General features: G+C 40.7%; 21 protein-coding genes and 1 riboswitch. Of the genes, 10 read left to right on the top strand and 11 right to left on the bottom strand.

The window, feature by feature from the left end:
• Positions 1 to 382: 382 nt before the first annotated feature.
• Entirely contained in the window at positions 383 to 754 is a 372-nt protein-coding gene (locus ACEYW6_RS06160) for a hypothetical protein (RefSeq protein ID WP_412979012.1), read from the bottom strand.
• 228 nt (positions 755 to 982) lie between these two features.
• Between ACEYW6_RS06160 and ACEYW6_RS06165 the strand changes: the two genes are divergently transcribed.
• Both ACEYW6_RS06165 and ACEYW6_RS06170 read left to right on the top strand, forming a co-directional pair.
• Positions 983 to 2,362: an AAA family ATPase gene (locus ACEYW6_RS06165; RefSeq protein ID WP_412979013.1), complete on the top strand. Its 1,380-nt coding sequence runs from the start codon at positions 983 to 985 to the stop codon at positions 2,360 to 2,362.
• Positions 2,362 to 3,081 (top strand): chromosome partitioning protein ParB, encoded by a 720-nt coding sequence (locus tag ACEYW6_RS06170; protein WP_412979014.1) that lies wholly within the window; start codon positions 2,362 to 2,364, stop codon positions 3,079 to 3,081. Before ACEYW6_RS06165 ends, ACEYW6_RS06170 begins: the two co-directional genes overlap by 1 nt.
• A gap of 88 nt (positions 3,082 to 3,169) precedes the next feature.
• Here the strand turns inward: ACEYW6_RS06170 and ACEYW6_RS06175 are convergent, their stop codons facing one another.
• The 6 genes from ACEYW6_RS06175 to ACEYW6_RS06200 form a co-directional block, all read right to left on the bottom strand.
• Positions 3,170 to 4,117 carry a glycosyltransferase family 2 protein gene (locus tag ACEYW6_RS06175; protein WP_412979015.1) on the bottom strand — a complete coding sequence of 316 codons (948 nt, stop codon included), beginning with the start codon at positions 4,115 to 4,117 and terminating at the stop codon, positions 3,170 to 3,172.
• A gap of 80 nt (positions 4,118 to 4,197) precedes the next feature.
• Positions 4,198 to 5,217 (bottom strand): Npun_R2821/Npun_R2822 family protein, encoded by a 1,020-nt coding sequence (locus ACEYW6_RS06180; protein WP_412979016.1) that lies wholly within the window; start codon positions 5,215 to 5,217, stop codon positions 4,198 to 4,200.
• Positions 5,218 to 5,403: 186 nt separating this feature from the next.
• The gene (locus ACEYW6_RS06185) at positions 5,404 to 5,853 is read right to left on the bottom strand and encodes a hypothetical protein (protein ID WP_412979017.1); all 450 of its coding nucleotides are present in this window, start codon (positions 5,851 to 5,853) and stop codon (positions 5,404 to 5,406) included.
• A 336-nt stretch (positions 5,854 to 6,189) separates the two neighbouring features.
• On the bottom strand, positions 6,190 to 6,831 hold the full coding sequence (locus ACEYW6_RS06190; RefSeq protein ID WP_412979018.1) for a TetR/AcrR family transcriptional regulator: 642 nt from the start codon (positions 6,829 to 6,831) through the stop codon (positions 6,190 to 6,192).
• Positions 6,832 to 6,952: 121 nt separating this feature from the next.
• The gene (locus ACEYW6_RS06195; protein WP_412979019.1) at positions 6,953 to 7,450 is read right to left on the bottom strand and encodes a GNAT family N-acetyltransferase; all 498 of its coding nucleotides are present in this window, start codon (positions 7,448 to 7,450) and stop codon (positions 6,953 to 6,955) included.
• 126 nt (positions 7,451 to 7,576) lie between these two features.
• Positions 7,577 to 7,756: a hypothetical protein gene (locus tag ACEYW6_RS06200; RefSeq protein WP_412979020.1), complete on the bottom strand. Its 180-nt coding sequence runs from the start codon at positions 7,754 to 7,756 to the stop codon at positions 7,577 to 7,579.
• A 474-nt stretch (positions 7,757 to 8,230) separates the two neighbouring features.
• Here ACEYW6_RS06200 and ACEYW6_RS06205 point away from each other — a divergent pair, with 474 nt between their 5' ends.
• Positions 8,231 to 8,710 (top strand): beta-lactamase hydrolase domain-containing protein, encoded by a 480-nt coding sequence (locus ACEYW6_RS06205; protein ID WP_412979021.1) that lies wholly within the window; start codon positions 8,231 to 8,233, stop codon positions 8,708 to 8,710.
• Positions 8,711 to 8,968: 258 nt separating this feature from the next.
• On the opposite strand, the gene ACEYW6_RS06210 is transcribed toward ACEYW6_RS06205, so the two are convergent.
• The gene (locus ACEYW6_RS06210; RefSeq protein ID WP_412979022.1) at positions 8,969 to 9,322 is read right to left on the bottom strand and encodes a hypothetical protein; all 354 of its coding nucleotides are present in this window, start codon (positions 9,320 to 9,322) and stop codon (positions 8,969 to 8,971) included.
• A gap of 10 nt (positions 9,323 to 9,332) precedes the next feature.
• Here ACEYW6_RS06210 and ACEYW6_RS06215 point away from each other — a divergent pair, with 10 nt between their 5' ends.
• Entirely contained in the window at positions 9,333 to 10,376 is a 1,044-nt protein-coding gene (locus ACEYW6_RS06215) for an ISL3 family transposase (RefSeq protein WP_412979023.1), read from the top strand.
• A gap of 25 nt (positions 10,377 to 10,401) precedes the next feature.
• Here ACEYW6_RS06215 and ACEYW6_RS06220 read toward each other — a convergent pair whose 3' ends face one another.
• Positions 10,402 to 10,920 carry a GTPase gene (locus ACEYW6_RS06220; protein WP_412979024.1) on the bottom strand — a complete coding sequence of 173 codons (519 nt, stop codon included), beginning with the start codon at positions 10,918 to 10,920 and terminating at the stop codon, positions 10,402 to 10,404.
• Positions 10,921 to 10,965: 45 nt separating this feature from the next.
• Here ACEYW6_RS06220 and ACEYW6_RS06225 point away from each other — a divergent pair, with 45 nt between their 5' ends.
• Together ACEYW6_RS06225 and thiC are read left to right on the top strand one after the other, a co-directional pair.
• Positions 10,966 to 11,130 carry a hypothetical protein gene (locus ACEYW6_RS06225; protein WP_412979025.1) on the top strand — a complete coding sequence of 55 codons (165 nt, stop codon included), beginning with the start codon at positions 10,966 to 10,968 and terminating at the stop codon, positions 11,128 to 11,130.
• Positions 11,131 to 11,194: 64 nt separating this feature from the next.
• A riboswitch (TPP riboswitch) is annotated at positions 11,195 to 11,291 on the top strand.
• A gap of 7 nt (positions 11,292 to 11,298) precedes the next feature.
• Complete coding sequence (thiC, locus tag ACEYW6_RS06230; RefSeq protein ID WP_412979026.1) at positions 11,299 to 12,672, top strand: phosphomethylpyrimidine synthase; 1,374 nt, start codon at positions 11,299 to 11,301, stop codon at positions 12,670 to 12,672.
• 87 nt (positions 12,673 to 12,759) lie between these two features.
• Here thiC and ACEYW6_RS06235 read toward each other — a convergent pair whose 3' ends face one another.
• On the bottom strand, positions 12,760 to 14,748 hold the full coding sequence (locus ACEYW6_RS06235; protein ID WP_412979027.1) for a S8 family serine peptidase: 1,989 nt from the start codon (positions 14,746 to 14,748) through the stop codon (positions 12,760 to 12,762).
• 350 nt (positions 14,749 to 15,098) lie between these two features.
• Between ACEYW6_RS06235 and ACEYW6_RS06240 the strand changes: the two genes are divergently transcribed.
• The 3 genes from ACEYW6_RS06240 (at position 15,099) to ACEYW6_RS06250 (ending at position 16,786) form a co-directional block, all read left to right on the top strand.
• Positions 15,099 to 15,683 carry a hypothetical protein gene (locus ACEYW6_RS06240; protein ID WP_412979028.1) on the top strand — a complete coding sequence of 195 codons (585 nt, stop codon included), beginning with the start codon at positions 15,099 to 15,101 and terminating at the stop codon, positions 15,681 to 15,683.
• 63 nt (positions 15,684 to 15,746) lie between these two features.
• Positions 15,747 to 16,088 carry a hypothetical protein gene (locus ACEYW6_RS06245; protein WP_412979029.1) on the top strand — a complete coding sequence of 114 codons (342 nt, stop codon included), beginning with the start codon at positions 15,747 to 15,749 and terminating at the stop codon, positions 16,086 to 16,088.
• Entirely contained in the window at positions 16,088 to 16,786 is a 699-nt protein-coding gene (locus ACEYW6_RS06250) for a DUF6745 domain-containing protein (protein ID WP_412979030.1), read from the top strand. The genes ACEYW6_RS06245 and ACEYW6_RS06250 overlap by 1 nt, the downstream gene beginning before the upstream one ends.
• 128 nt (positions 16,787 to 16,914) lie before the next feature.
• Here ACEYW6_RS06250 and ACEYW6_RS06255 read toward each other — a convergent pair whose 3' ends face one another.
• Entirely contained in the window at positions 16,915 to 18,762 is a 1,848-nt protein-coding gene (locus ACEYW6_RS06255) for a vWA domain-containing protein (protein WP_412979031.1), read from the bottom strand.
• A 300-nt stretch (positions 18,763 to 19,062) separates the two neighbouring features.
• Here ACEYW6_RS06255 and ACEYW6_RS06260 point away from each other — a divergent pair, with 300 nt between their 5' ends.
• Positions 19,063 to 19,422 carry a Rieske (2Fe-2S) protein gene (locus ACEYW6_RS06260; protein ID WP_190893762.1) on the top strand — a complete coding sequence of 120 codons (360 nt, stop codon included), beginning with the start codon at positions 19,063 to 19,065 and terminating at the stop codon, positions 19,420 to 19,422.
• Positions 19,423 to 19,601: the final 179 nt, after the last annotated feature.

Consider the following 19,601-nt stretch of genomic DNA (forward strand, 5'->3'; position numbering starts at 1 on the left):
AGGGGTTAAGAATTTCTGTGCTCGCTACAAGAAACTTTACCTGTAAGCTTTTACTAAGATTTCGTCAAGATATTTTGCAATATATTAAGCTGTACTCAGATGCACTCAAATATGAGTTTTATGGGGCTACAAATTGATTTTCTGTATATGCTACTACTATTAGTATCTTATTATTTCGTGAGGCGAAAGACAGGTTTCTTTATTTTCTTTTATGATTTCCTGTCTGTATGTATATATACGTTTCAAAATATAGCGATCGCTCATAGTGACTATTTTATTATTATATAGATGTATTGGAGTTGCGAGGACTGGGGCTGGGGGTTAGGTCTGTATTGGACTCATCCGATAAGCGCTATATTCCCAACTTCCTAGTCAACACAAATCAAGACCTTAATACAACAAACAATAAACAAACCAATAATAAACCTAATAGCAACAGCAAACCCTGATTGCGTTTTACCCAAGTTTTCACAGTTACCGCAAAACTGTTAGTGTAACGCTGCTGTTGCAAATCCAACTTTGTCTCTTCAATATTTTGGTAGAGGGTACAGTCTTTGGCATAGGGACGCTGGGGAAAATTGCAAGTATCATCAGCGTGATAAGTGCAGGTGTCGCACAGATAACCGTCCCCAGTGGCGCGGTGCAATGGAATACCGGGATGACCGTAAGCTTTGAGTGTCGTCCGGCAATAGGGACAACTAATAGCTTGTCTATCAACGAGTTGATGGCAGTGGGGACAAGATACAGTAGCCAAAACTTTTAGCGCAAATAGGTAAACACTTTGATTCTATCCATTTATAAAGGTAATGGGGAAATACATACGTAGCCTGTTTCTTTTGAATATGGCTAGCTCTCAGAATATGATGATTATTCCTATCTTTATAAGTGATTTATATCACTCAATACAATTAAGGCTATGTGATAATCTAGCAAATATCAGGTTTTATCCCAAGTCCAATAATTATTTTGAGGTAGAAAAATATTGCCCTTTAATCCTGAGCTATGCCGTAACGAAAGCGAAGTTGAAAGCAAACTCATAGTGCAATATTTGCTACCACAGCTAGGTTATACTCCTGACACCTGGCATCAAGAAGTTGCCGTTGGTAGCATCCGCTTAGATTTCTTAGCATTTGCCGCACAAGTGATTCCCTTTGTGTTAGATGCTAACTCGCCGTTGAGTGTCGTTATGGAGGCAAAGCATCCCAAACAAAACTTAAATAATCATGTACCCCGACTTAGGCATTATTTAACCAGCTTGAATGTCAGGTATGGATTATTGACCAATGGCAAAGAGATTAGAATTTATGAAAAATTACAATCCGATATTCAGTTAATATTTCAATGTTCTGGCAAGGAAGTTGAGATAAAGTTAGATGAAATTCAAACTTTAATTGGTAGAGAAAGTCTAAAAGTAGGGCAGTTGGGAGGTAAAGCAGAACTTCAAATAACCGAAAATAATTTAAATTTTGAAACAAAGAGGAAACATTCAATGAAAATAATTGCGGTTTACCATAATAAAGGCGGCGTAGGAAAAACTACGGTTGCAGTCAATCTTGCAGCAGCATTGAGTAAAAAGGGTAAAAGGGTACTATTAATTGATATAGATTCCCAGGCAAATACTACTTTTGCTACAGGATTAATCAAATTCCAATTTGAAGAAGATGATAATTTAAGAGAGCAAAACGTATACCATTTATTAGAATCAGGAGATTTTAACTTTATCCCAGAATTAGTGCGTACATCTGATTATTTCAACAATCCAGAAATTGATGTTATTCCTTCACATATTACATTGATTGAATATCAGGATAAACTGAATAAAATATTAGCTAGTAGGAGCAGGTTAGTAACAAAACTAAAAAAGGTAGAAACTAACTATGATATTGTAATTATTGATACTCCTCCCTCAAGAGATTTGTATGCTGAAGTTGCACTGATTGCTACTGATTACCTGATAATTCCATCGGATTTGAAGCCATTTGCTAACCAAGGTTTACCAACTGTCAAAAATTTTGTTAATCAAGTTAATGAATCCAGAGAAATTATGGGAAAACCGCCCATTAGTATATTGGGTGTTCTTGCTTCTAAAATCTCAACAAATGCTAAATTTTTACAATACAATTTTCCTAAACAGAGAGAAGTAATTTCAGAGCGCTATCAACTACCACTTATGGAAGCTGTAATTTATGACAGAACAGCATTATCAGAATGTATGAATCAGACTATCCCAGTGGGAGACTTAGAATATCCTGACCCTAAGTCTATTATTAAATTTGCCGAATTAAAAACTTCTGCTCAAATTTCTGCTGAAGAATTTAATGTATTAGCAGATGAAGTTATCCAAAAAATGGGTGTTTATTAATGATTAATTTTTCCTTAGTGGATGTCAAAAGTATTGCTTCTAATGAACCTCGTTCAAATTTTGCAGAAGCTGATTTAGAGAATCTTGCAGACATAATTATAGAAACTGGAGGAATTATCAGACCATTAGTTGTGAAAGTAACAGGGGTAGAAAGTTATACGGTAGTTGATGGACATTTTGAATATTATGCCGCTGTCAGAGCAAGAGAAAAAAATCCTCGACAAGGTGAAATGGTTAATGCTCTTGTCATTGCCCCAAAATTAGAGGATTTAGTAGTAAAGCAAGTTGCATCTCTCAAAGAAATTGATTCTTCTACTAAACAAGTAACACCACAGCCTGAAACAACAAAACTAGAACCACGTCTGGCAAATTTAGAATTACGTCTTGAGAAACAATTTAATGAGTTTAAGTCAGAATTTATACAAGAAAGACAGAGAATAGATAGTCAGTTCAAGCAACTTGAAAACCTTATTCCCCAAAAGGGTGAACAGAGTAATCCGCTTAGTTTATTGAATTCTTTGGATAAAGACGAGTTATCTATAAAGTTACAACGCTCTAGAATTCGTGGGGCTGAAAAACTTGCAAAAGACATATTTGATGCTCGACGCAAGAAACCGAAGCAAGAGTTTGAAGATTATCGTGATGTAGTAAAATCTGTTAAAAACTTGGGTGATAAAACAATTTTGACTATTATTGATGAATGGTCAAGAAGTTATTAGAACTGTAGGTTGGGTTTCGTTCCTCAACCCAACCTACACAGGTTAAGGTTTTTGGCTCTAACTGAACCGTATTGCAATATGTTAATGTCTAACCCCGCACTTGCCGCAGTAAATTAAAAGCCTTACCTCGCCACCCAACTGGTAACAGCGATAATCCTAAACCAGTCCAAGCTTTAGTAGTTGAAAAAGACTGTCCCGCCAAAACTAGCTCTCTGCCTTTTTGCGTTTCACCCTTTTCAATTAAACGCAAACCTAATAATAATTGCGTTTCAGTGAGACGATTTTTCCTAATTTTCTCTATTTTGTCAGATTCAAATTTATAACTTTCTAAATATCGCATTTTATCAAATAAATAAGGAATGGCTCGATTGATACCTTGCTGTTCTGCATGTGAGCGATATTCCATCAATAATTCTGGTAGGTAATAGCCATTTTTGCCAGCCAAGGCCAGACGCACAAATAAATCATTGTCCTCACAATTTTGCAGATTTGGCTGCATATATCCTAATTCTTGCAATGCTTTACGGCGAAATAATGTTGCTCCAATTTGAAAGCTTTGCTGAATAAATACAACTTCCAACAAATTATCTACAACACCTACTGGTAAATTCTTCCTACCCCAACGATGAGAATTTTCTTGAGTTTTTACCTCATCTCGCACATTGTTAATATCAATTATCCAATGGTCTGTGCCAACAAAATCAATGCTAGAGTCTTGAGTAAGAATAGCTGCGGTACTTGCGAGAAAATCGGGTGTTAACCGGTCATCATCATCAAATTTAATAAAATATTCACCACTGGCAGCATCAAAGCCAGAGCGCATATTATTACTTTTACCAATATTTTGCAGATGACGGATATATTTAATGCGTTGGTCTGTGTACTGTGACATCAACTCAGATGTACCATCGCTAGAACCGTCATCACAAACAATTAGTTCAAAATCTTGCTCAGACTGATTGAGTACACTCTCTATGGCATAAGGAAGGAGATTAACACGATTAAAAGTAGGAACGCAAACAGTAATTTTAGGCATATTATATATTAATCTATAAAATATACAAAATAGAAAGTTTAATCAATTGTTAATTTAATCTATCGCCAATAAAGCTATATTTAGCGGATAGCTCTTTGAATTTTATTCATTGTTCTGTTGAGAAATTTATTAGTTTTTGCAATCATACTAAGTGGTCTTAGCTGCTTTGGTTTTTGTTCTGGCTGTTTGAGAAAGCGATAGTGTAAAAACTCATTTGCATAACAGATATTAATATCTTTTCCTTGACACAAGTAAGCAAAATCACGAGAAGAATAGCTCATATAATGGATGCGGTGAATTGGTTTTAAGCCATCTTGATTATAAAGAACATTATTAATATTGACAAAGGGATCTGCATTGGCACAGTTGCCTGTTCTATCTTCGCCATTCGGGCTAAGTGTAAAGTTAAAAATCGGGCGATCGCAGCACAAAGTCATATAATTAAACAAAAAAGCATCATCCCACCATCCATGTCCATTAATCCATTCAACTTCCCTATGGGTAATTAATCGCTCCTTCATTATTTCAATTTCTTTAACAGTAAATAATCCCCGTTTAGATCCAAAAAAGCTAGAACAATGCAGCTTAGGACGTATATCTGCTTCTGTATACAGTCCGGTTTTTTCTATAACGGAAATATTCAACGCTGCAACACGTCTATCCTTAAGGTGTTCCCAATCATCAAAAATAAAATCGTATGTTTCTAGCTTGTCAATTACATTATTGACTGGCTTCATTGCCAAACTATCACCGTCATAAAATACAAATTTATCAAAAATACCCTCAAAGGCAACAAACTTTCTTTGTAAATGACTTTTGTACCAACTAGGACGTGATAATTTTTTATCTTTTTCTCTGGGATGAGCAGCCCAAACCTGATGAGCAAATTCTTCCCAGCGTTGAATTACGTCCCAATTATCAAACAGGATTACATTCTTTCGAGCACTAACTTCTTGCCTAACTAGGTCTAACCGCTCATCATAGGGAATAATACAAATAGGAATATCTGCGCTAACATTTACCTCAATGCTGTTTAGCAAAGCTACTAGTTGGTCAAACACCACATCATTAGCAAGTGTGTAAATACCGAAAGAATCCATTTTGATCAAACCTTTTTATATTTAAGTTACAGAATAACTCAAATAATATTATCGTTATTTTCTGAGCTAAGTTAAGTTGGCATAATAAAACCAAACTATGTAAAGAAAGATAACCTAGGCTAAAACCCTCTTCCCTCCTGTCTTATCCCAACGATAAATTTTACGCGGGACTACTTGCTAATAAGTCTAGCTGTTGAATAATTGCCTTCTAGAGAATAATTTCAGCAACCCGGCGGTTCCAACACCCCAAGCACCATTAACCAATAAACCTGTGACTATTCCCACAAGTTTCCAGCCTCCAGCGATGGGCTGACCCTTGAGTGGTGCGACTACAAACCAAGCCACTACTGTCGGGAAAATTGCACCAAATACCAATGCAGCCAACCAATAGCTTTTATCATGTCGAAAACGAGGCGCGAATGCCACCCAAATCAGTCCCCAAACCCCTCCCCAGAATGCGCTTGACCAAATTTGCGGCATTCCGAATGGTGGTGTCGGTGCAGTTGGATAGGGGGCGCGAGGCGTGAAATTCACTGCATGTAGCAGCGCCAACATACCTTGGTGAAATAGCAAAACAGATATAAAGCCTGCAATAAATGCTAATGCAAATCGAGATAAGGCAGCTTTTTGAGTCATTGCTTATACGAAAACCTCTAGAGCTTGCTTCTTCGAGTTGTCTATGATAGTTTGCTAACTAGCATAAATACAGTAACTCCATCAAGTTACCGGATTTTATTGAACACTATCGTTGATATAGTCGAAGGAGTCTGGAGTTAAGAGTATCTAGGTACTCTACCAAATATATGACAAGTAGAAAAGCCAGTCTTGCTGATTGAGAAGTCGATGCCTCTAAATTTTTCAATTCATCTAGAACATTTCTGATCAACGAAGCGCCTGCTGCGTAGGCGTAGCACGTCGTAGACATCGTTTATGCCGTTACCCAGCGATCGCGCGTTAGTGTCAACGAAATCCTTATTCGACCGACGGGACAAGAAGACTAAATTGAGATCTGGGAGTAGCACTGATACCGCGCACAAAAATATCTACACAGGTTTCGATATAATCCTCACAGCTATAGCTGCCCTGATTGAATTTTGCACTGCGGCATAGCATTCCAGCTAACAGCATTCCTGTAAACATATCGACTGCTGGAAATGGATCAAGGTCTGCTCTGACAGTGCCTTGTCTCTGACTCGATTGCAGGTAAGCTACTAGTTTTTCTCTTAAGGGTTTGGCAGCTTCTTGAATCACTTGTTTTGCTGCCTCAGGATGACGTTTTGCTTCTCCAATGAAGGTACGAATTAAGTCTTCCTGTGCCTCAAGCATAGTATTGTAAAGGTGGGCATACTGTATTAAATCAATTTTTAGATCCTGTGTCCACGCTTGGGGGTGTGCAAGGGCTTCTGTCTGGAGTGCCAAGGCATTTTTGATTACTGCTCCCAGAAGTTGTTCTTTGCTAGCAAAGTGGCGAAATAAAGTCACCTCATTCACACCAGCAACACGAGCTATTTCACGGGTAGTTGCTCCTTGAACACCTAAACTGGCAAATACCTGCGAGGCGGCTTCTATCAAACGTGTACGGGTTAGAGTTGATGAACGGATGGTTTTATTCATTTATACTGGCAAGTACTTACTGACATCATAGGTTATGTGAAAAAAGTGGTTGTAACTTGAGGAAAATGATCTTGATACCAGAGCATTTTTAAATTTATTGAAAATCTTCACCCTGTCAAATTTATTTCGGTGCAGTAGTTAATGTTTTGCTCATTTTAGTAACTGGAACAACTACCCCACTTCTTAAATAATGAGGTGCTCTTTGGATGGCAGTAAATCCCAGTCGTAAATAAAACCCTTCAGCATAAAGGCTAGCAGTTGTAATTACCTTATCTATACCTTGCTCAGTTGCTTCATTGCAAAAATGTTGAACTAAAGCACGCCCGATCCCTTTACCTTGATATTTAGGATGGACATACAGCCCGATGAGTTCATCAACAATAAAACGAGCAAAACCTATAACAACATCTCCTTCGATCGCAACCCAGAAAGTTTCCGCTTTCATATTCTTTAAGATATTTGAGCCATCAGGTTTGTCGCGGTTATTACGCCAAGCTAAAAGTTCTTGTTGGGTGTAAAAAGTTGCAGGTAGAGCTTTAATAGCAGCAATATGAATTGCACTCAGCACCCACGCATCTGTTTCCTGGGCAGGTCTAAGAGATATTTCGTTAGTACTCATAGATTCAGGGCTAGCATCCAGATTACATGCCTGTTTGACTTTTTGGTATGTTATAAGAAATTTTAGTTGCGTGGCGTAGCCCGTCGTAGACATCGCAACAGATCAACTAGCTAAATTCTCACTGCTTTACTGAATATTAGCAGTTTGCAATGGAGTCACAACTCGTCGGACAATTTGCCGTCTGATTTCCTGAACATTGTGACTCGCTGCGGTAACGCTAGCAATTACAGCCGCAGTGGCATTTTGGGGAGAACCACTGTTAAAAGAGGGTTGAGGATTGTATTCAATATTTATGTCCTGGTTCACTCTAATAAATAAGAAAAATTACTGATGCTTAAAGCCTAAAATTTCTTGCATGGTTGATTAAGTATCATTAGTGCTTAATCTATGTGAACTTTCGCTAAAGTTATTAGTACTGATTTACTACTATTGATAATAATTTGGGCAAATTTTATTGTATATAATTATACTATGCTGCAAAAATTTTGAGCCAATTGCTTACCCAACTTGCTTAATAGTATAACTCCCAAAGTATAAATTACTGTAAAAATATCGAGAAAACGTATAATATGTTTTAAACAACACCAACTCTATCGATAAACCGTATATTATAAATAAAGCAATAAAATAACCAACTTCAAGAGTCATATTTTGAAGTAATCAAGCAATATCATTTGATATTTAGCTAATTTTGCCGTGTTTAATTGAATATCTTCTCAAAGCTTGCTGATTCAAGTATCTATCAAGCTAGAAGCCATTAGAAAGTCAAAAGGAGTGAATGTGATCAACGCCATACAGATTAACGAAAACTTGACAACAACAGGACAAGTCATACCAAAGCAGCTTGAGCAAGCTATTCAAGAAGGTTTTAAGTCCGTTTTAAATTTGCGATCGCCTGATGAGCTAGGATTTTCCCAAAATGAACAAAAAGTGGCGGAAGCATTGGGGTTGCATTATACGAATGTTCCACTCAAGGTGGATTTAAAAAATTTGAATGAAGAGGCCATTACCAAAATCCTCACGATACTAGAACAAATTCCTAAACCAGCAGTTGTGCATTGTGCAGCCGGGATGCGATCGACTGGAATTGCGCTTTTAAGTATCGCTATCCAGGAAGGATTAACACCAGAAGAAACCTTAGCAAAAGCTAGAAATCTGGGTTTTGGATTCTTTGAACACGCTGGCGTTAGTCCCCGACTAAAGCAATTATTTGTGGACTACGTTAACAAACACGCGAAAGTAGCTGTGCCTACTCGCTGAAACAGCGAGTTTAACAAACCTCTCCCTGCCTTGAACTGTCGTTCAAGTCTGTCCCTCTCCGACTCGGAGAGGGACGGTTTTGCGTAGTAAGACTAAGACCTTTTTTTACTTAGGTACAATTCGTGCAACTTGGCAGTGGATGAGCCAACGTACAAAGTAAAGGCGATCGCTCCATAATACCTGTTGGTTAAAAGCTTTTGGTTGAAGAGTCTGAGGGTGCGATCGCTCTCACTAAATAATAAATAAAAACTTAAATTTTTAAATAATTCTCTCGACAATTCCTGCTAAAGTAGATTGATTTTGAATATCTGCGAATGCTAGCTTTTTTAAAGCAGTTTCTACTTCCTGTCGATAAGCTCTGAATTTAGACTTAAGAAGTTCTTCTTCCTCAATTTTTTCTCCATTTGCAAGTATGGAATTGATGGTAGCTAATATGGCGATCGTTGTAACTACAGCAATCATTGCTGCTGCAATATCAATAATTCCTGTTGGTGGTAAGAATGATTGAACCCAGAGAAAAATTGTTGTTCTAGCACCTTCAGCTGCAAATGTAGGAAGTAAGGCAAAAGCAGCTTTTGATGAAAGAAGTTTGCCAGTGTAAAGATAGTACAAAGAAATGATTATGGTCAGAGATATATCAATGAGTGACTATCAAGTAATTTTAAAAGTAAATCGTCGTCAATTGAAATGCACAGAATGTCAGAAAGTCTTTAGCGAAAAATTGTCTTTTGTAAAAACTAGAAGAACTTACACAAAAAGACTAGCGATGAAAGTAATCAAGGAAGTCTTAGAAACTGATGTAGAGAGTGCAGCTAGAAGAAATAGAATGACACCATCTGAGATAGAAACAATATTAAAAGAACTAGAATCAGATTTACTAAAAGAAAAACCTCGTCAGATAAAAAAGCTAGGAATAGATGAAATCACACAATTAAAAGGAGGAAAGAATTATGCAGCAGTATTAGTAGATTTAGAGGCAAGAAGACCGATAGCATTGTTAGAGAAAAGAAATAAAGCAGTTATAGCAGAATACTTATCTAGTCTAGGTTCAGAGGTATTGAATCAAATAGAAGAAGTCAGCATAGACTTATGGATACCCTATAAAAGTTTAATCCAAGAAATGCTACCTAATGCTCAAGTTGTAGCAGATAGATTCCATGTCATGAAACAAATAAATCAGGAGTTGGACGAAAGAAGAAAACAGGAAAAAAGAGCAGCCAGTAAAATTAAAAACCGCCAAGAAAGAGACAAGAAGTTAGCTGGCTTAACTCACAGTAAATACCCTTTGTTAAAGAAAAAAGAATGCCTCAGTGAGCAGGAACAAGCTCAGATAGATTTACTCCAGAAAGTTGCTCCAGAATTAGGAGAGATGTATCGAAATAAAGAAGCAATTAGAGATATATTTGAAAGTCACATAACCAGTGATGAAGCCTTATATAAATTCCTGGAATGGACTCAATCAGCTTATAAATTTTTCCCCAAAAGTTGTTGCACCATCAGTAGATGGATAGATGAGATTCTTGCTTATTTTGATCAGCGAACTACTCAAGGTATTGTAGAAGGAATTAATCAGAAGATTAAGCTCATTAAACGCAGAGCTTATGGCTTAACTAACTTTAATAGTTTTAGAAGAAGGATTTTACTAAATTGGTATTTCTGTTGTTAATTTAACATATTTAGTCTGGGAGAGCCTAAATTTTTTCTATTCTAAGTTTTTCTTTCCACTGATTAATTACTTTGTTTAAAGCCGACTTTTCTAGCCTATCCCATTCGTCTATTTTATTAAGAACAACAAATACAGAGTCGCAGTGTTCCCGAAGATCATCTAAATACTTTTTTTGAGAAGCATCTGCGGCTCCAGTTACAACTAAAATACCAATATCAATATGTTTTAAAAACTCTTGCGTAATCTGGCTATTATCAGCAAGAACATCATCTAAACCCGGTGAATCTATTAGCCTAAATTGCTGATCTAAACGCAATATTTTTAATTTTCTTGTAATGCCGGACTCGGCACCAACTTGTGCTACAGCATTTTTAGGATTCCGTTTTAATAGGGCATTTATTAATGAACTTTTGCCACTACTAACCTTGCCAATAACTGCTATATTTAGAGTTTTGGAAAAATCTTGAACTGTTTCCTCAACAATAGTGTTTACATTTTTCCAAAAATCTTGTTCTTCCCAAGTATTAGATTCTGAGTAACCCACTGTACAACCTATTAATAAAGATTACTAGGGATTATACAATTACTCTTGGTTCTATTCCAGAAAATTTGGGTAAATTTACGTAAATACCTCAACTTTAACCCAGCTTGGGTTGTCATAGAGCGCGATCACTCAATCTTAATTAAATACGAAGCTAAAGCACTACAAAGTGTACGCCTACGTCATTACCAAGACCATCAAGAAGCCTTTTAACACCACCCTCACCTCATAAATTGTTAACGCTCTTGCCCCTAGACATAACGAAGGTGATACACTACATCCATGCTAGGGGTGCCTACATAATCAGGCTGAGATCACACCCTTAACACCTGAGTCTGGGTAATACCAGCGGAGGGAAGCTGTTTATTGAGGAATTATAATATGCGGACAGAATGGGTTGCTAAACGGCGTGGGCAGGGTAATGTATCTCAAATGCACTACGCCCGCCAAGGTGTTATCACCGAAGAAATGCACTACGTCGCCCAACGGGAAAATCTCCCTGCTGATCTCATTCGTGATGAAGTAGCGCGGGGACGAATGATTATCCCGGCTAATATTAATCACACTAATCTAGAGCCGATGGCTATTGGCATCGCCTCTAAATGTAAAGTAAATGCTAATATCGGTGCTTCCCCCAACTCTTCTAATCTTCAGGAAGAAGTTGATAAGCTGAATCTGGCGGTGAAGTACGGTGCTGATACCGTCATGGATTTGTCCACAGGTGGCGGTAACTTGGATGAGATTCGTACCGCAATCATCAAGGCTTCACCTGTTCCCATTGGTACAGTGCCGGTTTACCAAGCCTTAGAAAGTGTCCACGGCACAATCGAGAACCTGACTGCTGATGATTTTCTTCATATCATCGAAAAGCACGCCCAACAAGGGGTAGATTATCAAACTATCCACGCTGGGATTTTAATTGAGCATTTACCTTTGGTGAGAAACCGCATCACTGGTATTGTCTCTCGCGGCGGCGGTATTTTGGCGCGGTGGATGCTACATCACCATAAACAAAACCCACTTTATACTCACTTCCAAGATATTATTGAGATTTTCAAAAGGTATGATGTCTCCTTCAGTTTAGGAGATTCTCTCCGTCCTGGCTGTACCCATGATGCCTCAGATGAAGCACAATTAGCTGAGTTGAAAACTCTTGGACAGCTAACTCGCAAAGCCTGGGAAGATGATGTACAGGTGATGGTTGAAGGGCCTGGACATGTGCCAATGGATCAAATTGAGTTCAACGTCCGTAAGCAGATGGAAGAGTGTTCTGAAGCACCTTTCTATGTTTTGGGGCCATTGGTGACAGATATCGCTCCCGGTTATGACCACATCACTTCAGCCATTGGAGCAGCGATGGCTGGATGGTACGGTACTGCAATGCTGTGCTATGTAACACCAAAAGAACATTTGGGTCTACCAAATGCCGAAGATGTGCGGAATGGGTTGATTGCCTATAAGATTGCAGCTCATGCGGCTGATATTGCTAGACATCGCCCTGGTGCAAGGGATAGAGATGATGAACTTTCTAAGGCGCGTTACAACTTCGATTGGAACCGTCAGTTTGAATTATCACTCGACCCAGAAAGAGCTAAGGAATATCACGATGAAACTTTGCCAGCAGATATCTATAAAACTGCTGAGTTTTGTTCGATGTGTGGGCCTAAGTTCTGCCCAATGCAAACTAAGGTTGATGCTGATGCGTTGACAGAATTAGAGAAGTTCTTGGCGAAAGAGCCTGTGGCTCAAAGCTAACAGACGCAGTAGGGGCAATTCATAAATTGCCCCTACATGGCGTGAAGAAGGCAGGAGACAGAGGACAATATACCTCCTGCCTCTCTGTTAAAATCCAATTTCAATGGTCAAGCTGCGAATTTTTCCTGTATCTGCGTTAGCTTTATCTGCAACTTCAAGTGTCCAGGTTCCTTGGGGACTTTTACCTTTAAAGGCAGCAAGTTTTGGGGTGTTTACCTCGTCATAAGTTATTTTGATATTATCTGTAGCTCCGCCTTGGCGATCGTGCAGAATGATGGGAAGTATTCCTATTTGGACTGGGGGAAGGAGAGTAACTACAAGATCCCCAATATAAGTATGCTCGATGTCTACATTCACTTTGATGGATTTCAGGAGGCTGGTATTAGCGATCGCCAACGACAATGTTGATACTTGCAAGTCACTAATTGGGATATCTTGGACTGCCTTGAATATGCTGATGGGGGATGTTTGAGGTGGCTTGGCCAATTCTACAGCTTTGAGAGCATTGATTCGACCATGACCGTAGAAAGGGCTGCGACCATTGGCATCATATTTACCTCCAGATGGATCAATGCGATCGCAGGAGCGTTTAATAATGTCTCGCACTTCGTCCCAACGCAGATTTGGGTTTCTGGCAATAATCAGGGCTGCTACACCAGCCACACCTGGACAAGCACTGGAAGTTCCGCCGAATTCGTTCGTGTAGTTGCCTCCGGTATCGCCCAGACTCAGATTACCCGAATTATAGCCAAGTACACCAGAGCGATCGGTTGTCCAAATTCCAGGGGTTTGAGAACTATCACCATTGTTACTGGGGAAGGTGCACCAGACCGCCTGACCAAAGTCACTATAAGCGCTTCTCGTACCGAAGTCGTTACAAGCTGCCACAGCAATCACCTTTTGATAGCTGGCGTAGCCGTCGTTATCCACGCTTTCGTTACCATTGCCAGCCGCGAATAAAATTACACATCCCTTGCCGTTGCGCCCTTTATTGATTGCAAAGTCCATAGCAAGTCGTGTGGAGTCAGGCAAAGGTACTTTCTGGTTGTGTACAGGATCGTTTGGCTCAAACCAAACACCATCTGTTGGCCCCCAGCTGCAAGAGATGACATCAGCACCATTTTGAGCTGCCCAAATAAAAGCATCTGCTTCATCCTGTGACCCCAGCGCCGAAGCTAAACGAATCGGCATGAGCTTTGCACCAGGTGCCACACCAGATGCACCAAAGTTACCGTTTCCACAAGCTACTCCGGCACAAGCTGTCCCGTGGTTATTGTCGTTTCCCGGTCTGGGATTGTCAGTTTTACGTGTGACATCACGCGGGGCAACAATTTTTCCAGAGGAACGGAACTCTTCATGATCGAGATCCACACCGTCGTCGATAATTGCAATAATCGTCCCTGTGCCATCGCTCAACTTCCAAGCGGCCTCAACGTTGGCATGGGCGTTGATTACCTTACCATTAATTGTTGTTTGCTTTAAGTGCCACTGCTGTGGGAAAACCTGACGTTGGCGTAATTCACGCACTAGTTCAGGATGGCACAGTTCAACTGACTCTTCATTCAGAAGTCTCTCGGCGATCTCAAAGACGGCTATACCAGTATTTGCAGGTGTACTGACAAAGTAAGCATTTCGTGCATATTCAAGTTGGCGTTTAATTGTTAAGCCGTAACGTCCTAAGACCTCTTGGCAGACCCTTGACTCTTCTTCGTTATCGAATTTAACGAAGAGGTTTTCTGTATAAATTACAGGTTGTTTGGATACTGGATCTACAAGGACACGTCCGGCAAATTGGACTTCAGACTCTTGGTTGAGAATTTCCCGGGCGCGATCGCGCAAAGCGACTCCCTGAGCCGGAACTTTCACTCGCAAAATTTCTACACCCGCTTGCCGAAACCGCGTTGCTAACTCGAATTGATTGAGAATGCTACGAGCTGTAGGTGATACAGGTGCGACTTCAAACGGTCTTACACCGAGAAGAGCACTGCGGCTTTCGGTACGCACTACAACATGTTCATCACTAATAGCAAGTTCATACTGTTTACCGTTCTGTCCACCATAACGAACCTGAACCATAATTTAATCTCCTGGGATATTTGTCTTGAAAATTGAGTATTGGGAAACCGTATTATGCACTACTTTTAAAGCTTGCTATACGCAGCCTGAGTTTATGTTTAGTTTATGGATGCTTTTTATTTCATGTGCTATATGTGTATTACGCCATCAAAAATATACAGTTTAAACAGAATTTAATCTCTCTAAGTTCATACAAGCCTTTGATTCGTCTTTCCAGAAAAGAGGGGATTCAAAGTCAGCTTGCTTTAAAAATCTTCACTATCAATAGAGCCGTATAGCTTGCATCCCGATGAAAGATTTGTAATCAATACCACTGAAAAACGCTATAACATAATTAGAACTTGAGAAAAATGTTTTATTTTCCAGCTGAGTATTTTCTACAGGCGTATTCTTTACCCCTGATTGCTGAAGTGAAATTTCAAAACGATTATTTTTCTGAGTATCCTGAACAAATTCGGGTTGGCAGCGATAGCACTGCTGTATCTTATACTCGTAAGCCTGGGTACTATGCAATACATTACAATCAACCCAGCACCGTGGCATCAGGAGCAATTTTACAACTTAACGACGGTGCGATGTCTACGACGGGCTACACCTACGCAGTTTTTCCAGGCGAACCCAATCAATCAGAGCAGGGTAAACTGAGTCCGATTTATACACTACAACCCAATGGTTCCCTAGCAGTACCAACTGGACTGGTTTTCATCCGTTTTGCTGAAGGCGTTGATGTAGAGTCTCAACGTGAGGTAATTAATCGAGCGGGTTACGAAATAGCACAAAGCCTTGACTATGCACCTCACACAGCTTGGTTGCGTGCCCAATCAGGTAAAATTGCTGATGCGATCGCTGGAATTCCTCGGTTAGAAGCAATACCTAAAGTTGAGAATATTGAACCTCAGATGCTTATGGAAAGAGGTTTGAGGCTAGGGCGTTAATAATTCGTAATTCGTAATTCGTAATTCGTAATTCGTAATTATTTGATGAGCCGATAAATCAAGATGTTTAACAACAGCAATAACTCCCAGGCTAACCAAGCTAATGTTCTCTACAGACATGGCGATGTTCTAATCAGACGTATTTCTAGCTTACCTGTCGGTGTTCAGAGGCGTGTAGGTGCTACTCTCGCTCATGGTGAAATCACAGGACATAGCCATCGCATTCAGCAATCCAATGCTGTTCAGTTGTGGGCACATGGTAGTGACCTTTTTCTTGAGGTTAAAGAACCAACTACCACTTTAGTTCATGAAGAACATCGGGCGATTGAATTACCCCAAGGGCTTTACCGCGTCTGGAGACAACGTGAATATCGCCCTGATGCTTACGTCGAGGTGATGGACTAATGCTCAAAATCATGTCGAATGGACGTGTGCCGAATAAACCAGTTCAGCAACGCCCAAACCAAAGCCACGAGCCTGTATCGGCTGAACATGCTCGAAAACTCATCCTTGAGCATCGCGCTTGGGATGGAATGCGCGTTTTGGGTCATCTGGATTTAAGCGGTGCATTGGATCTTTACAATCTACCTGAAAATCTCATTTGTGAAAGTCTTGATATCAGCGACTGTGTAAATCTCACTACCCTTCCCACAGGACTCCACGTCACTTATTGGATTGAGTTGGCCGGAAGTGGGATTAGCAGTGTATCTGCGGGGCATGGTTTTGTCTGGCGCTGGCGAGGCGTGCAGGTGACAGATAAAATTGCCTTTGAATCTCAGTCTCTAACGGGGCAGGATATCCTTAATATAGAGAATGTTGAGTTGCGCCGTGTACTGATTGAGCGTCTGGGATACGAGACATTTTTGCAGCAAGTGGGAGGATTGATCCGCGATCGCGATCAAGACGCTGGTGGAGAACGTCAACTAGTCTACATTCCTTTTGAGGATGATGAGCCGTTGATGGTCTTGAAAGTCACCTGTCCATCCACAGGACATATTCATATTTTGCGCGTTCCCCCTCACATGCGAAGTTGCCATCAGGCAGCCGCCTGGATTGCAGGGTTTAATAACCCAGATGATTATAACCCTGCGATCGAGGCATAGTTAGCCCTTTCAAAATGGGTAAAATTTTTGGGCAATAATTCCTTTTTTCTCTATGTACTCTGCGCCTCTGCGGTTTAAAAGTGATTTATTGAACCGCAGAGGCACAGAGAACGCAGAGATTTTATGAGTCAATTGGTAGTAGCGGGTTGGACAAATCGTTTAATTTCACCACACGCAATATAAGATTTGCCATCAGGTGCTGTTTTGACTTCATCAACGACGTAAAGCATCCCTTCCTCACGAACCGATCGTGGAAAACGCATGTTCCAATCTGGTTCATATCCATCGGAAACCACCCTAGCGCGTAGCTTGCTGCCATCTTTGACACACTGAACTAAAATGCTCTCCCCGACAATATCAGTTGTGAGAAGATCGGCGGCACTCGCTGGGCCTTTAGAGGCTTTGCCTGTGTTAGTTAGATTCGATTGTCTAGGCGCAACAAAAATATCTGCTTCACCGGGTTGAGCAAAACGGTTAATATTGCCACGTACACGATAGAAAGTGCCTTCGCTTGAGAGTTCTAGCCCTTCAACAACATAGCGTGCTCCCTCGGCACGAATGGCGCGGGGAAACTGGACATTCTTGGTTGAATCGTAGCCTTCGGAAATGACTTTGACCCGAAGTTTACCGCCTTCACGAGTGCAGTACAATTCAACACCTGAACCGACTTCATTAACAATCGGCATCGCGTACACTTCATCGCCAGCCGTGACACCGCGACCCACCAGATCGCTACGATTGCGGTTCATCGTCTGGTAACTCTGATCTCGCAGTTCTTTACGTCCGGCATTACCTAGAGCTTTTTGGGCGATTCGACCCGCGAAATACTCAAGCTGATCGATCTCCTCAGCAATTTCAAAATTCTCGTTTAACCCTTTATCCCGAAGCTCATTCACAAGAGTACGGAGGGTTTCTTCCGCTTCCTGATGTCTGCCATATTCAGCTAAATTCAGGGCAGTCTCTTTAGCTTTAGCGATCGTGAGGCGACTCAGTTCAAGAATGATATGGCTTGTAGAGGCAAAAGCTGCTTCCTCGACGGTACCAACTTTGGCGATGATATCTGCTGTGCCTGACACACTTTGAATGAGGTCATCTTGCACAACATCGGCGCTGTAATGCAGTTTCATCACAGGTAACTCACCAACTTGAGCGCTTGATATCTCCAAACTCAAACCGAGAAGTTTGTCTTCGCCCTCGTAAAGCTCCCCCAAGGTGATGACAGCTTGACCAGCGTCATTGTGGCTAACTTTAGCAAGACTTAAGGTATCAACAAGGCTGACACCATCAGCCAACTCAATTGTTACCAATAGGTTCTGTCCTACTACTGCTCTGAGACTATCTAGTTCAATACTAAAAACTTCAGTTGCTTCGTCGATGCTCTGAATGAAGTAGAAGTTGCCGGTGGCAGCTCTTGCCATACCAATCAGCAGGTCTTCGTTGAAACCCTGAGCAAAACCTAAGGTAGTTGTGGTAATGCCTTCCTCAGCTTTTTGCCCTGATGTCGCCGTCAGTACCTTGGGGTCTTGAATGCCCATATTGGCGTGACCATCGGTAAGCAGGAGAACACGGTTTATTTTTTGCGGATCAAGTCGCGTCTTCACATGTTCACAGCCTTTGAGCCATCCCCCCGATAAATTGGTAATACCGCCTGCTCTCACCTTGCAGATAGAATTTTTCAGTGCAGCCTTGTTAGTCACAGCCTGGGGTGGTACAACACTGTCCACTTCGTCGTCGTAAACAACTACTGAGAGAATGTCATCTGGCTCAAGTTGATCCACCACAGACTCAGCAGCTTTGAGTGCATGATGCAAGGGAGCGCCTGCCATAGAGCCGGAACGGTCAATTACAAGAGAAAGGTTAAGGTTACGTCGGGGAGATTCAGCTATGTCAGCACGAAAACGTAGCAGAATATTAGTCTTTAATGAAGAGCCTGCGGGGAGGATAGACTGGTCAAATTCGTAACTTGTCTTAATCATTTTTTATATCCCTCAAAATTATCTGTTATAAGCTACAAGCCCTATGATGTAAGGACAGTAAGTGCTCCCTTTAGTTTACCCAGAAATCAGTTTGTTAAGTGTCAAGATGATATTTTATGTAAGATTTTATAGTTGTGCTATTTCACCACCGTAAGCAAACCCCATCGTAAACATCGCTCTTTTGGGAAAAGTTTGTGATCTAGTGACTTTATCCTTCCCCACTCCCCAGTACTGAAAGGCGATCGCAGTGGTCACAATTGCGAGAAACTGAAAGCAGATCAGTTAGGAAAGGAGAACCAAATGAGTTGGACTAAAGTTCTTGCAGTCGAAGCACTTTCCCCAGGTACGCGACAAGTAGTGAAAGTTGGCAACCGGAAAATTCTGGTTTTGAATCATGAAAATCAGCTTTATGCTGTAGATAACAACTGTCCCCACTTAAAATTACCGTTGAAAAGTGGGAAAATTAATGAAAGTGGAGCAATAGTTTGTTCCTTCCATCGCAGCGCTTTTGATCTGCGGACTGGTGAGGTACAAGACTGGTGTTCCTGGCCACCTGGTGTAGGTAAGGTACTCTCGTTGGTTTCGCCACAAAAAGCATTGCCAGTATTTCCTATTCGTGTAGAAGAAGGCAGTATCTGGGTTGATGTGCAAGAGGAATAGCTCCTTCTCCCTCAATTTACTAGCATTGAGCAAATATCTGAAGTTGCGAGTAGGCTCAAAAATTTTACGAGTCGTGATGCGTAAAGCCCCCGGTATCTAACCCTACGGTATACACACAAGTAGACCCAGAGCCATTTTCCAGGCGAAAAAGGTGGATTTCTCTCGTTCCCATGCTCTGC

It is taken from the genome of Nostoc sp. UIC 10607, assembly GCF_047228265.1.
In the GTDB taxonomy this organism is placed as follows: Bacteria; Cyanobacteriota; Cyanobacteriia; order Cyanobacteriales; family Nostocaceae; genus Nostoc; species Nostoc foliaceum_A.

Excerpts from the sequence above, each read along its gene's own strand:
- ACEYW6_RS06170 (WP_412979014.1), top strand. The coding sequence starts at position 2,362 with ATGATTAATTTTTCCTTAGTGGATGTCAAAAGTATTGCTTCTAATGAA.
- ACEYW6_RS06185 (WP_412979017.1), bottom strand. The coding sequence starts at position 5,853 with ATGACTCAAAAAGCTGCCTTATCTCGATTTGCATTAGCATTTATTGCA.
- ACEYW6_RS06180 (WP_412979016.1), bottom strand. The coding sequence starts at position 5,217 with ATGGATTCTTTCGGTATTTACACACTTGCTAATGATGTGGTGTTTGAC.
- ACEYW6_RS06250 (WP_412979030.1), top strand. The coding sequence starts at position 16,088 with ATGCTCAAAATCATGTCGAATGGACGTGTGCCGAATAAACCAGTTCAG.
- ACEYW6_RS06190 (WP_412979018.1), bottom strand. The coding sequence starts at position 6,831 with ATGAATAAAACCATCCGTTCATCAACTCTAACCCGTACACGTTTGATA.
- ACEYW6_RS06260 (WP_190893762.1), top strand. The coding sequence starts at position 19,063 with ATGAGTTGGACTAAAGTTCTTGCAGTCGAAGCACTTTCCCCAGGTACG.
- ACEYW6_RS06255 (WP_412979031.1), bottom strand. The coding sequence starts at position 18,762 with ATGATTAAGACAAGTTACGAATTTGACCAGTCTATCCTCCCCGCAGGC.
- ACEYW6_RS06175 (WP_412979015.1), bottom strand. The coding sequence starts at position 4,117 with ATGCCTAAAATTACTGTTTGCGTTCCTACTTTTAATCGTGTTAATCTC.
- ACEYW6_RS06240 (WP_412979028.1), top strand. The coding sequence starts at position 15,099 with ATGTTTTATTTTCCAGCTGAGTATTTTCTACAGGCGTATTCTTTACCC.
- ACEYW6_RS06215 (WP_412979023.1), top strand. The coding sequence starts at position 9,333 with ATGGTCAGAGATATATCAATGAGTGACTATCAAGTAATTTTAAAAGTA.
- ACEYW6_RS06195 (WP_412979019.1), bottom strand. The coding sequence starts at position 7,450 with ATGAGTACTAACGAAATATCTCTTAGACCTGCCCAGGAAACAGATGCG.
- ACEYW6_RS06245 (WP_412979029.1), top strand. The coding sequence starts at position 15,747 with ATGTTTAACAACAGCAATAACTCCCAGGCTAACCAAGCTAATGTTCTC.
- thiC (WP_412979026.1), top strand. The coding sequence starts at position 11,299 with ATGCGGACAGAATGGGTTGCTAAACGGCGTGGGCAGGGTAATGTATCT.
- ACEYW6_RS06235 (WP_412979027.1), bottom strand. The coding sequence starts at position 14,748 with ATGGTTCAGGTTCGTTATGGTGGACAGAACGGTAAACAGTATGAACTT.